This window comes from Paractinoplanes tereljensis (assembly GCF_016862435.1).
In the GTDB taxonomy this organism is placed as follows: Bacteria; Actinomycetota; Actinomycetes; order Mycobacteriales; family Micromonosporaceae; genus Actinoplanes; species Actinoplanes tereljensis.
Genome location: NZ_BOMY01000046.1, coordinates 241,735 through 252,667, shown reverse-complemented (window position 1 = coordinate 252,667; position 10,933 = coordinate 241,735). Strand labels below are relative to the sequence as shown.

The window sequence follows — 10,933 nt, the reverse complement described above, 5'->3', positions numbered from 1 at the left end:
GAGCCGGCGCATTCGCGCCGCCTCGGCACGGTCGTCGTGGTCCTTCTGGCCGCGTCGATCCTGGTGATCGGGATAGCCGGCATCTTTGCCGTGCGTCTGCACGGCGCCCTCGGGTCCGTCGTCCTCGGTTCGCTGGCCGGCATCGACTTCTCGGCGGCGGCGATCGCGGCCCGGCCGCTGGCGAACGAGCACTCGGCCGCCGGCTTCTTCACCAACCCGCTGCTCTACCTCCTGGTGATCCACTCCCTGGTCGGGCAGCTGCTGCTCGGCCTGGCGATGCAGCGGGGCTCGACCACCGCGGCGGTGGCCGCCATGGACGCGGCCGGCGCGGTTCCGGCCGCCATCGTCGGCCTGCTCCTGCTGGGCGACCGCATCCATGAGGGCCGGGGCTGGCTGGCCGCGGTCGGCTTCGTGATCACCCTGGCCGCGGTGATCGGCCTGACCCGGTACGCCGAGCCGCAACACCATCACGCCACGGCCCCGACGCGTCGCCCCGACCCGTCGACGCCGCTGCGCACCGCCGCCACCGGCCGCTGACCGCACCCGAGTTGATCCGCCGGGCCCGGGCGGGCGTAATCGTGCATGAGACCAGGTCGGCTGGGTACATCTCGACCGTGCCCATCAGACGCTTATGTCCCGATTGACGGGAAGAGCAGTCAAACGACGGGGTGGGTCCTCGACGCGTGGAAATGCGAAGTGGGGACGTCTTATGCACAATGGAGCGATCATGTCGAGCGAGGTCCGACCCCAGGTGGACGGCGCCGGGCCGTTTCCGCTGGTTCGGCTGGCCGGGGTGCTCGACGCCGGGAGCGCGCCCAGCCTGCGGTCCGCGCTGCTCGAGGTGCTCGCCGGGCAGCCGGAGGCGGTGGTGGTCGACGTCGGTGACCTCGAGGTGCGCGACCGCGACGCCGTCGAGGTGCTGCGCGATCTCTATCGGGACACCGCCGACTGGCCGGCCGCCCGGCTGGTGCTCTGCGGTCCCGGCGATCCGACCGTCTGGCAGGCCGCCGAGTGGCCGGTGCTGGCCGACCGCGACAAGGCGTTCGCGCAGCTCGGGCCGCCATCCGCGGACAGGCGGATCAGCGTCGGGATGGAGCCGCAGGTCGGGGCCGCACGGCGGTCCCGGGAACTGATCAACGAGGCCTGCGCGCGGTGGGGTCGCGAGGAGGTTGCCGGATCGGCCTGCATCGTGGTGACCGAGATGGTCAACAACGTGGTGCAGCACGCGCACACCTCGATGATCGTGCTGCTGGCGCCGCACGACGGGGGCGGGCTCAGCGTGGCGGTGCGGGACCACTCGGGGACCGTTCCGTCGTACACCGGGGCGCCGGCCCCCACCTCCTACGGCGGCCGGGGCATGCTGCTCATCGATTCGGTGGCCAGCCGGTGGGGCAGTCTCGCGCTGTCCGACGGCAAGGTGGTGTGGGCCCTACTGGCGGGGAGCATGACCGACCCAATACGCGGGTAGATTGCGACCATGCGAGACAACGACTACCCGTCCGAGGTGTCCGACCCGGAAGCATCTGGCCTTCCGGGGACGGCGGACGACGATTCCAACGCCTACGACTCCGTCGAGAGCAGCCGCTGGGCTGACGGTGAGGACCCGGCCGCGCTGGCCGGCGTCGGGCCCGGTGGGTCCAACCGGTTCGGCGACACGGCCGAGGAGGCACGCGAGGGCGAGTCCCTCGACTACCGGCTGAAGCAGGAGACGCCGGACGTCGGCGCCGAGGACCCGCTTCCGGCCGCCCGCGACCCGTTCGATGAGACCGTCGACAGCTCGGAGCAGCGTGACTTCGACGCCGACGTGTGGGGCGCTAGCCCGACGTCGGACCCGAAGTCGCAGATCTCCCTCTACGACGACGGCCAGCTCGACGACGACAACCCGGAGTCGGTGGGCCGCCTGGTGGCACCGGACGAGGGTTACGGCTTCGACGACGAGGCCGACAGCGTGGCGTACGACGCGGGTGCGGCCGGTGGCGGCGCGAGCGCCGAGGAGCTGGCCATGCACGAGACCAACGCCCCGGATTACGACTAGTCGATCCCCTGCTCGATGGCATAGCGGGTCAGTTCGACCCGGTTGTGCAGCTGAAGCTTGCCGAGCGTGTTCTGGACGTGGTTCTGCACGGTGCGATGGCTGAGCACGAGCCGCTCGGCGATCTGCCGGTAGGACAGGCCCTTCGCGACCAGCCGCAGCACCTCGGTCTCACGCTCGGTGAGCTTCGGCGTGGCGTCTTCCGGCTTTTCCTGGGACAGCCGCCGAAATTCACCGAGCACCAACCCGGCCAGGCCCGGCGTGAAGACGGTGTCGCCGGCCGCGGTCCGCTCGACTGCTTCGACGAATTCCGATAGAGCGGCAGATTTCAGCAGATATCCGTTGGCGCCGGCCTTCATCGCGTCGAGCACGTCCTGCTGCTCCCCGCTGGCCGACAGCATCAGGATGCGCACCGACGGCAGCTCGGCCCGCAGCCCGTTGATCACCTCGACGCCTGCCACGTCCGGCAGCTGCAGGTCGAGGACCACCACGTCGGGCCGGGCCGCGGCGGCGATCCGCACCGCCTGCCGCCCCTCGCCGGTGGTCGCGACCACCTCGTAGCCGGCCGCGGCGAGATCGCGGCTCACACCCTCACGCCACATCGGGTGGTCATCCACCACCATCACCCGCACCATCAGGTCAGCCTAGTCACCCTCATCTCCACCTCTGTCCCCTGATCGGGTGCCGAAGTGATCGTGACGGTGCCGCCCAGGTCGGTGATGCGGCCGCGGATCGACTGGGCGACGCCGAGCCGCCCCTGCTGTTCGGCCTGGGTCAGGCGGTCCGGCCCGATGCCGCAGCCGTCGTCGCGCACGGTCACCACCACCTCGTCGGGCTCGTCCTCGACCAGGATGTAGACCTTGGTGCCGGGGTCGCAGTGCCGTTCCACGTTGTCCAGGGCCGCGGCCACCGCCGCGGCGATCTCCCGGGCCGTGCCGGCCGGCAGGCGGACCGGTTCGGCCGGGCCGGAGATGGTCACGTGCGGCGACTCGTGCGCCCCCAGCAGGGTCATCAGGTCAGCGCCGTCGACGATCGGCGCCGACCGGGCGGCGACCAGGTTGCGCAGTTTCGCCTCCTGCTCCCCGGCCAGCCGGGCCAACTCGCCGGCCTCGCCGTCGAGCCCGGCCCCGCGCCGCTTCACCAGCGCCAGCACCTGCAGCACCGAGTCGTGGATGTCCCGGGCGAGCCGCTCCCGTTCCCGGGTGGCCGCCTCCAGCTCGACCGCACGTTGCAGCCGCTCCTGGGCGACCTCGGCGATCCGCACGAGGTAGCCGACCGCGATCGCGGCCAGCAGCATCAGCACCGAGCCGGTCAGCGCGGCCTGGTCCCGGTGAGCGCGCACGACCAGGTCGGTGGCTCCCATGGCCAGCGCGGCAGCGATCCCGCCGCGACGGCCGCCGGCGACCGCCCAGGCGAGCACCGGCGCCACGTGCCAGGCGACGGCCAGGGTGGGCTTGCCCTCCTCCAGCGCGAGCCGGCCGACGACCGCCACGCTGGCGGCCAGGGCCGCCGCGGTGATCAGCAGATCGGCGACCAGCAGGAGCCGGCCGCGGCGGGCCGGGTTGGCATAGGCGTACGTGGTGAAGGCCGTCCAGCCGAGCATGACCGCCAGCACCGGCCAGGCCAGGACCGGCCGCGCGTAGTGGGCGACATTGTTGATCACCAGGATCGTGGCATAGATCAGTGCCGCGATCCGGTACACCGCGATGGCCCGCCACAGCGGTGCCTGAAAGCCGCCGTCCCGCATGCGCCGACCTTTCCACATCACACTTCCCGACCGGGTCCCGCCCTGCGGAAAGATCGGACGTCGCCTACGGTCGAAACATCAGCACCGAAGTTCTGCTCACCGAGACGTTCGACCACAGCGCGATCACCACGCTGCGGCATGCCGTCGCGTCCCGCGCGGCCGACGCCGGCCTGGTCGGCGATCGACTCGAAGACTTCGTGGTCGCCGTCAATGAACTGTTGACCAACGCGGTCCGGCACGGGGGTGGCCTGGGCCGGGTGGCCCTGTGGAGTGCGGATGACGCGGTGGTGTGCGAGGTCAGCGACACCGGCGCGGGCCTGCCCGAGGCGGTGCCGGAAAAGGCGGTCCGACCTGCGGCGACTCAACCGGGTGGCTGGGGCCTTTGGCTGGCCGAGGAGTTGACCGATACCTTTCAGCTGATCACCGGCGACGGCGGGACGACAGTTCGGGTGTCCAGCCGAGTTTCCTTAAGAGAATCTTAAAACTGCTCCCCCGATCTTGCGGGATCGGCGCCGCGTCAACAAAGTCGTGGCTGCTGTTACCTGAAGGGGAGTTCATGGTGCACGAGGCACGTCATCGGTCCAGTACGCCGGCGTGGATGTCCCGCCCGCGGACCGTGGCGGTTCTGGCGGTGGCTGCCGCGGGTCTGGTGGCCGCGGTCTGGCTGCCCTCACGGGACGACGTGGCCTCGGCCGACACGCACCAGCGCAACCCCGCGCGCTACGGCCGGAGCTCGTTCTCCGACGACTTCAGCGGCGGCGGGCTCGACCTGTCCAAGTGGGCGCTGCTCAAGGACAACGGCACCCCGGTCGGCGACGGCGCCCGCACCTCCGACGGCGAGGTCCAGGTCACCCGGGTCCTGCGCTCGAAGCAGACGTTCACCGACGCGTTCGGGCACGCCGAGGCGCGCATCAAGGTGCAGCGCAAGAACGGCGTGTGGCGGGCGTTCTCGCTGCTCGACGCGGACGGGCGAGTGCCGCAGGGCTCGATCGAGACGATCGAGGGCGGCGTCGACCCGACGTCCGGCCGCAACTTCCACACGTACGCCCTGGACTGGTCGCCGGAGACGGTGACCTGGACGGTTGACGGCAAGCCGAGCCTGCGGCTCGACCGCGAGGACGACGGCGGCCCGCTGACTCTCGTGCTCAACCTGGCCACCGACGGGGATTCGGCCGGGCGCATGGAGGTCGACTTCGTGCAGGTCTTCACGTCGCCGACCGGGCCGCCCACGGCCGGCCCGTCGACGCCCGCGCCCTCGGAGCCGACCTCACCGGCGCCAACGGCCTCCGAGGAGCCCACGCCGTCCGAGGAGCCCACGGTTCCCCCGACCACAGAGCCGACCACAGAGCCGACCACCGCGCCGACCACCGCGCCGACGACCGAGCCCACGGCCCCGCCGACGACCACGTCACCGCCGCCGGCGGAAACGACACCGGCCCCCGCCGAGTGGGCCACCTTCACCAAGTACGCCGTGGGCGACCTGGTCCTCTTCGAGGGCGTGACCTACCGGGTGCTCGAGGCGCACACCTCGCTGCCCGGCTGGGAGCCCACCAAGCTGCCCAATCTCTTCGAAAAGGTGTAACTAGGGGCCGATTCCTCCGGGTCGACTTGACCGACGACCGTCTATCTCTTAAGACTGTTGCCGGTAACGCACGCCTCTTCCCCGGAGGAATCCCCCATGCGTAAGACCCGTTTCCTTCTCGCCGCGGCCGTGGTCGCGACGACACTCGCCGGCGGCCTGTGGGCCGGCACCCGCAACGACACCGCCGAGGCCGCGGTCGGCCCGGTGACCTGGTCGGACGAGTTCAACGGCTCGTCCGGCTCCTCGGTCGACTCGGCCAAGTGGAAATTCGACATCGGCGGCAGCGGCTGGGGCAACAACGAGCAGGAGTACTACACCAGCTCGACCAGCAACGTGTACCAGGACGGCGCGGGCCACCTGGCGATCACCGCCCGCAAGGAGAACCCGGCGAACTACCAGTGCCACTACGGCACGTGTCAGTACACGTCGGGCCGGATCCTGACCGCCGACAAGTTCTCGCAGACCTACGGCCGGTTCGAGGCCAACATCAAGATCCCGAAGGGCCAGGGCATCTGGCCGGCCTTCTGGATGCTGGGCGGCAACAACTGGCCCACCACCGGCGAGATCGACATCATGGAGAACGTCGGCAACGCACCGAACACGGTCTACGGGACGGTGCACGGCCCCGGCTACTCGGGCGCCGGCGGTGTCGGCGGCAACCGCACGATCGGCTCGGCTCTCGGTGACGCCTTCCACACGTACGCGGTGGAATGGTCTCCGAATTTGATCGTCTGGTTTTTGGACGGTTCCGAGTTCTTCCGGGTCACGCCGTCGAACGTCAGCGGCAGCTGGGTCTTCGACCACAACTTCTTCATGATCCTGAACGTCGCGGTCGGCGGTTACTGGCCCGGTTACCCGGACGCCAGCACGGTGTTCCCACAGACCATGCTGGTCGACTGGGTACGCGTCTCGGCGTGGAACAACGACAACGGCGGCGGCACCGGCACCGGTAACGCGCTGAAGAGCAACTTCAGCGGCCGCTGCATCGACATCCCGGGGGCCAACCCGGTCGACGGCGCCCGCCTGCAGACCTACGACTGCAACGGCAGCCAGGCGCAGAAGTGGACCGCCAACAGCGACGGCACCCTGCGGGCCATGGGCAAGTGCATGGACCCGGCCGGCGGCGCGCTGACCAACGGCACCCCGATCCAGCTGGTGACCTGCAACGGCAACCCGGTGCAGCGGTTCACCCTCTCGGCCGCGGGTGACCTGGTCAACGTCTCGGCCAACAAGTGTGTCGACATCAAGGACTGGAACAGCGCGAACGGCGCGACCCTGCAACTGTGGGACTGCGGCGGCACGACCAACCAGAAGTGGACCAAGGCCTAGGTTCCGGTGCTCGCCGCCGGCTCTCAGTCGGCGGCGATCCGGTACGAATCGCCGTAGACCTTCCAGGTCAGCGGGCCGGTCAGGTCGAGGTTGCTGCGCCGCAGGAACTGCCGCTGGGCGGTGTCGACCCGGGTGGTGTCGCGGTGGGCCTCCTCGGTGCGCATCTCGTCGGTCCGCGCGTCGAGGAAAGCGTTCAGGTAGGTGATCTCGTCACCGCCCAGGGCCGGCGCCTTGCTCTCGCGCAACGCCTCGGCCCGGATGCCGCGCAGCCCGGAGACCCCGTGCATGACCGCCGCGTCGAAGTAGGCGAACTGGCCGAGCGCGCGCAGCCCGTCGGCCCGGGCCATCCGCATGGCCGGATCGAAGTACATCCAGTCCCGCTCGTCCTCCTGCACCTTCTGGAAGATCGGGTCGCGGGCGGCTTCCTTCCAGGCGGCGGTGAAGCCCGGGTCGAGCCCGGCGTGCGAGTCCGAGCCGTCGACCGTGCGCAGCGCCGGAAGGTACGCCGAGAGCACGTTGCCGGGCTTGCGGCGGTTGTACTCGTTGACCACGTCCAGCATGTCCGAGGTGCCCGAGCAGAAGCCGACGATGCCGGCCGTGTAGCCGCGGCCGTCGCCGAGGTCCTCGATGTAGGCGTACTGCTCGCGCCAGCTCAGCGTGGAGTTCTCGGCGCTGGCGATCAGCTCGAGCGCGGTCTCCTTCTTGCGGCCGTCGTCCAGCCCGGCGGCCAGAGAGCCGCTCGCCGGGGTCACCGCCCGCAGCGGGGTGGCTCTCGGCCCGTACGCCTTGATCTCGAAGAGCGAGTAACCGCCGCGCTCCCGCCCCCGCTGGGTGGCCAGCAGCCGGACGTAGCGCCCGGAACCGCCGAGCCGCTTCAGGTCGTCGGTGCCGCCGTCGCCGGAGCGGGTGACATAGACGTCATTCCAGTTGGAACCGTCCAACGAGGTCTGGACCCGGTACGACTTCGCGTACGTCTGGTCCCACCTCATCCGGACCCGGTCGACGGCCTGCACCGCGCCCAGGTCGATCCGCACCCACTGGGTGCCCGGACCGTCGGTGCTGGCCCAGCGGCTGGACGAGTCGGCGTCGGTGGCCTTCCCGGCCACCCAGTCGGCACCCCGCACCGAGGAGGCGATCGCCGCCCGATCGCGGGAGATCAGGACGTCGTTGTTGGCGCTCGCGGCCACCGAGATGCCCAGCGGCACGCACAGCAGGACTGCGATGCCACCGCCGAGCGCGAGCGTCCTCCGGCGTATCCGCATCCGTCAACGCTAGGTCGGGCTTGCGGGTAACCGCCCCCGGTTTCCGGAAAATCAGCCCTTCTTCCGCCGACCTCGGGCGATCAGGACGATCGCCAGCACGATTCCGGCGACCACGAGCAGGCAACACAGGCCGCCGACGAAGCCGAAGAAACCGAACCCGCTGCGGCGCCGCCGGTATTTCGCCGCCTCGATCGCCACATCGGCCACACCGTTGCTCGCGGCCCACGCGTGCACCGGAACCACCAGGGTGAGCATCGCTCCGGTCACCACGGCGGCGGCCCGGGACCACCACTTCGCTACTGCAGACATGTGGTCCATCCTGCCCGACCTGCGCAACTGCTCCACAGGCTGTCCGAATTGGGAACGATCGGGCAGGGTAAGGGAGCAGGCTGAACCGAGCAAAGGGGTGCGGATGGACGCCGACCTGGTCGCATTGGCCGAGGCCCACGGGGTGGCCACCTGGTACGAGGACTGGCACCGCAAGCGCAAGGACGTCGCCGCCGAGTCGGTGGTCGGCGTGCTCGGGCTGCTGGGGGTCGACGCCACCACGCCCAAGGCGATCACCTCGGCGCTGGCCGCGGTCCGCGAGCGGGACGGGCTGGGCCGGTTGCCGGGGACGATCGTGGTCCGCGCGGGCACCGGCCGGGAGCTGCCCGGCACCGGCACCATCGAGCTCGAGGACGGCGGCCGCCGGGAGGTGACCGCCGGCGTGCCGGACGACCTGCCACTGGGCTGGCACCGGCTGCTGATCGGCGGGCAGCAGGTCACCCTGGTGGTGGTGCCGGCCGAGCTGGCCGCGCCGCCCGAGACGTGGGGCTGGATGCTTCAGCTCTACGCCCTGCACTCGGCTCACTCGTGGGGCATCGGCGACCTCGGTGACCTGCGCACCTTCCTCGGGCAGTCGGGTTCGCCGGGGCTCGTGCTGCTGAACCCGCTGCACGCGATCACGCCGACCCTGCCGGTGCCGGCCTCGCCGTACTCACCGTCGAGCCGCCGCTTCGCCAACCCGATCTACCTGCACGTCGAGGACACCGCCGAATACCGCCGGGCCGATCCGCCGCTGCGTGCCAAGGTCGACGCGCTCAAGCCGGCCGCGGGCAAGCTGATCGACTACAGCCGGGTGTGGCAGTCCAAGCGGGCCGCGCTGGAGATCCTGTGGCCGCTGGCCGGCGAGATCGACCTGGAGTCCGACCCGGGTCTCACCGACTTCGCCCGGTTCTGCGCCCTGGCCGAGCTGTACGGCGCGAACTGGCAGGAGTGGCCGGCCGAGTTCCGCCGCCCGGACAGCCCGGCGGTGCGCGCGTTCCGCAGCGACCGGATCGCCTTCCACGTCTGGCTCCAGCGACTGCTGACCGAGCAGCTCACCGCGGTGAAGGAGACCGCCGCCGGGCAGGGCATGCCGGTCGGCATCGTGCTGGACCTGGCGGTCGGCACCGACCCGGCCGGCGCCGACGGCTGGCTGCTGCAGGACGTGCTGGCGGCCGGCGTGCACATCGGCGCCCCGCCGGACGCGTTCAACCAGCTCGGCCAGGACTGGGGGCTGAGCGCCTGGCGGCCGGACCAGCTGATCGAGACCGGCTACGCGGCCTACCGGGACATGCTGCGGCGGATCTTCAAGAACGCGGGCGGCCTGCGCGTCGACCACGTGGCCGGCCTGTGGCGCATCTGGTGGGTCCCGCCGGGCATGCACGCCAGCGCCGGGACGTACGTGCACTACGACCCGGAGGGGATGCTCGGCATCCTGGCCCTGGAGGCGACCCGGGCCGGGGCCGTGGTGATCGGCGAGGACCTGGGCACGGTGCAGCCGGCGGTGACCGAGGGTCTCGAACGCATGAACATGCTCGGCTCGGCGGTGCTCTGGTTCACCCGCGACTGGAAGGACCCGGAGCAGCCCTACTACCCGCCGGCCGACTATCCGCGCAACGCGCTCGCCACCGTCTCCACCCACGACCTGCCGACCGCGGCCGGTTTCCTGGCCGGCGAGCAGGTCAAGGTGCGGGCCGAGCTGGGTCAGCTGGCCGGCTCGGTGGAGGACGAGCGAGCCACCGCGGAGGCCGACCGGGCCCAGCTCAAGGCGGCGCTGCGGGCCGAGGGGCTGATCACCGCGGCCAGCACCGACGACGAGGTCGTGGTGGCCATGCACGAGTTCCTGGCCCGCACCCCGTGCCGATTGATCACCGCGTCGCTCTACGACGTGCTGGGCGAACTGGATCAGCCCAACCTGCCGGGTACCTACGACGAGTACCCGAACTGGCGAATGCCGCTGCGGCTTAGCCTTGAGCAGATCGCCGCGGACCCGCGTATCGCGCGGACCGCCGAGATCTTACGGACACGCTCGACCAAGGAGAACCGATGAGCTTCCTCGACAAGGCCAAAGACTTCATCGACAAGCACGACGAGCAGGTGGACCAGGCCCTCGAGAAGGTCGGTGACGAGGTCGACAAGCGCACCGGCAACAAGTACTCGGACCACATCGACAAGGGCGTCAACGAGGCGCAGAAGCGCACCGGCGACGGCGACACGCAGCCCTAGTCGCTAAACCGCCAGCGGCTCCGGGCCCGGGTCGTCGTCCACGGCGAACAGCATCGGGTGCAGCGGGAGGAATTGGTCGCGCTGCCGGCACAGGGCCGGGGGCAGCAGCGAGGAGCGGTGTTCCGGGTGTTCGCCACAGTGGCGCATGGCCCGGGACACCGCGTCGTCGTGATGCCGGCCGCCACCGTATTCGCCACAGCCGACGCAGTCCCAGCGCCAGAAGAACTGGCCCTCCTCGGACTCGTACCGGCGGATGCGCAGCGGTGCGCCCGCTTCCTGTTTGGCGGCGGCCAGTATCGCGGGCATCGCGCCGGTCGGTGGCGGCCCCGCCGGGCGGCGCGGCTGATCGCCGATGATCTGAGCCAGCACGTTGCTCGTGGACACGGCCTACCTCCGTACTCAAATAAGCTTTTCTCAGTTTAAAACGGTCTTCAGGTCGTTTTTGGTGG

12 protein-coding genes and 1 pseudogene are annotated in these 10,933 nt (G+C 70.5%); 8 read left to right on the top strand and 5 right to left on the bottom strand.

The features are described 5' to 3' along the window. The 3 genes and pseudogenes from Ate02nite_RS36685 to Ate02nite_RS36675 form a co-directional block, all read left to right on the top strand. Window positions 1–537, top strand: a pseudogene (locus tag Ate02nite_RS36685) (hypothetical protein); the annotation flags it as partial. A gap of 190 nt (window positions 538–727) precedes the next feature. Further along, complete coding sequence (locus Ate02nite_RS36680) at window positions 728–1,468, top strand: ATP-binding protein (protein WP_239147968.1); 741 nt, start codon at window positions 728–730, stop codon at window positions 1,466–1,468. Window positions 1,469–1,477: 9 nt separating this feature from the next. Beyond that, window positions 1,478–2,035, top strand: a complete 558-nt coding sequence (locus tag Ate02nite_RS36675) for a DUF5709 domain-containing protein (protein ID WP_203812496.1) — start codon at window positions 1,478–1,480, stop codon at window positions 2,033–2,035. Here the strand turns inward: Ate02nite_RS36675 and Ate02nite_RS36670 are convergent. Both Ate02nite_RS36670 and macS read right to left on the bottom strand, forming a co-directional pair. Beyond that, window positions 2,032–2,667, bottom strand: a complete 636-nt coding sequence (locus Ate02nite_RS36670; RefSeq protein ID WP_203812495.1) for a response regulator — start codon at window positions 2,665–2,667, stop codon at window positions 2,032–2,034. The two genes, Ate02nite_RS36675 and Ate02nite_RS36670, sit on opposite strands and share 4 nt — an antisense overlap. Beyond that, entirely contained in the window at window positions 2,667–3,779 is a 1,113-nt protein-coding gene (macS, locus tag Ate02nite_RS36665; protein WP_203812494.1) for a MacS family sensor histidine kinase, read from the bottom strand. Before macS ends, Ate02nite_RS36670 begins: the two co-directional genes overlap by 1 nt. Before the next feature lie 77 nt (window positions 3,780–3,856). On the opposite strand from macS, the gene Ate02nite_RS36660 reads away from it, so the two are divergent. From Ate02nite_RS36660 to Ate02nite_RS36650, 3 genes are all read left to right on the top strand, one after another. Beyond that, entirely contained in the window at window positions 3,857–4,261 is a 405-nt protein-coding gene (locus Ate02nite_RS36660; RefSeq protein WP_203812511.1) for an ATP-binding protein, read from the top strand. Between the two features lie 116 nt (window positions 4,262–4,377). Further along, window positions 4,378–5,361 (top strand): family 16 glycosylhydrolase, encoded by a 984-nt coding sequence (locus tag Ate02nite_RS36655; RefSeq protein WP_203812493.1) that lies wholly within the window; start codon window positions 4,378–4,380, stop codon window positions 5,359–5,361. 96 nt (window positions 5,362–5,457) lie between these two features. After that, a complete protein-coding gene (locus Ate02nite_RS36650; RefSeq protein WP_203812492.1) occupies window positions 5,458–6,690 on the top strand; it encodes a glycoside hydrolase family 16 protein in 1,233 nt (410 codons plus the stop codon). 23 nt (window positions 6,691–6,713) lie between these two features. Here Ate02nite_RS36650 and Ate02nite_RS49595 read toward each other — a convergent pair whose 3' ends face one another. Next, the gene (locus Ate02nite_RS49595) at window positions 6,714–7,952 is read right to left on the bottom strand and encodes a chitosanase (RefSeq protein ID WP_203812491.1); all 1,239 of its coding nucleotides are present in this window, start codon (window positions 7,950–7,952) and stop codon (window positions 6,714–6,716) included. A 51-nt stretch (window positions 7,953–8,003) separates the two neighbouring features. After that, window positions 8,004–8,261 (bottom strand): hypothetical protein, encoded by a 258-nt coding sequence (locus tag Ate02nite_RS36640; RefSeq protein ID WP_203812490.1) that lies wholly within the window; start codon window positions 8,259–8,261, stop codon window positions 8,004–8,006. Between the two features lie 103 nt (window positions 8,262–8,364). Between Ate02nite_RS36640 and malQ the strand changes: the two genes are divergently transcribed. Both malQ and Ate02nite_RS36630 read left to right on the top strand, forming a co-directional pair. Next, window positions 8,365–10,308, top strand: coding sequence for a 4-alpha-glucanotransferase (malQ, locus tag Ate02nite_RS36635; protein ID WP_203812489.1), 1,944 nt, complete (start codon window positions 8,365–8,367; stop codon window positions 10,306–10,308). After that, window positions 10,305–10,484, top strand: coding sequence for an antitoxin (locus Ate02nite_RS36630; protein ID WP_203812488.1), 180 nt, complete (start codon window positions 10,305–10,307; stop codon window positions 10,482–10,484). Before malQ ends, Ate02nite_RS36630 begins: the two co-directional genes overlap by 4 nt. A 3-nt stretch (window positions 10,485–10,487) precedes the next feature. Here the strand turns inward: Ate02nite_RS36630 and Ate02nite_RS36625 are convergent, their stop codons facing one another. Continuing rightward, entirely contained in the window at window positions 10,488–10,868 is a 381-nt protein-coding gene (locus Ate02nite_RS36625) for a hypothetical protein (protein ID WP_203812487.1), read from the bottom strand. Window positions 10,869–10,933: the final 65 nt, after the last annotated feature.

What these genes read in the sequence shown, in the direction of transcription:
- Ate02nite_RS49595 (WP_203812491.1), bottom strand. Translation starts at nt 7,952, where the DNA reads ATGCGGATACGCCGGAGGACGCTCGCGCTCGGCGGTGGCATCGCAGTC.
- Ate02nite_RS36640 (WP_203812490.1), bottom strand. Translation starts at nt 8,261, where the DNA reads ATGTCTGCAGTAGCGAAGTGGTGGTCCCGGGCCGCCGCCGTGGTGACC.
- Ate02nite_RS36650 (WP_203812492.1), top strand. Translation starts at nt 5,458, where the DNA reads ATGCGTAAGACCCGTTTCCTTCTCGCCGCGGCCGTGGTCGCGACGACA.
- malQ (WP_203812489.1), top strand. Translation starts at nt 8,365, where the DNA reads ATGGACGCCGACCTGGTCGCATTGGCCGAGGCCCACGGGGTGGCCACC.
- Ate02nite_RS36655 (WP_203812493.1), top strand. Translation starts at nt 4,378, where the DNA reads ATGTCCCGCCCGCGGACCGTGGCGGTTCTGGCGGTGGCTGCCGCGGGT.
- Ate02nite_RS36670 (WP_203812495.1), bottom strand. Translation starts at nt 2,667, where the DNA reads ATGGTGCGGGTGATGGTGGTGGATGACCACCCGATGTGGCGTGAGGGT.
- macS (WP_203812494.1), bottom strand. Translation starts at nt 3,779, where the DNA reads ATGCGGGACGGCGGCTTTCAGGCACCGCTGTGGCGGGCCATCGCGGTG.
- Ate02nite_RS36630 (WP_203812488.1), top strand. Translation starts at nt 10,305, where the DNA reads ATGAGCTTCCTCGACAAGGCCAAAGACTTCATCGACAAGCACGACGAG.
- Ate02nite_RS36680 (WP_239147968.1), top strand. Translation starts at nt 728, where the DNA reads ATGTCGAGCGAGGTCCGACCCCAGGTGGACGGCGCCGGGCCGTTTCCG.
- Ate02nite_RS36675 (WP_203812496.1), top strand. Translation starts at nt 1,478, where the DNA reads ATGCGAGACAACGACTACCCGTCCGAGGTGTCCGACCCGGAAGCATCT.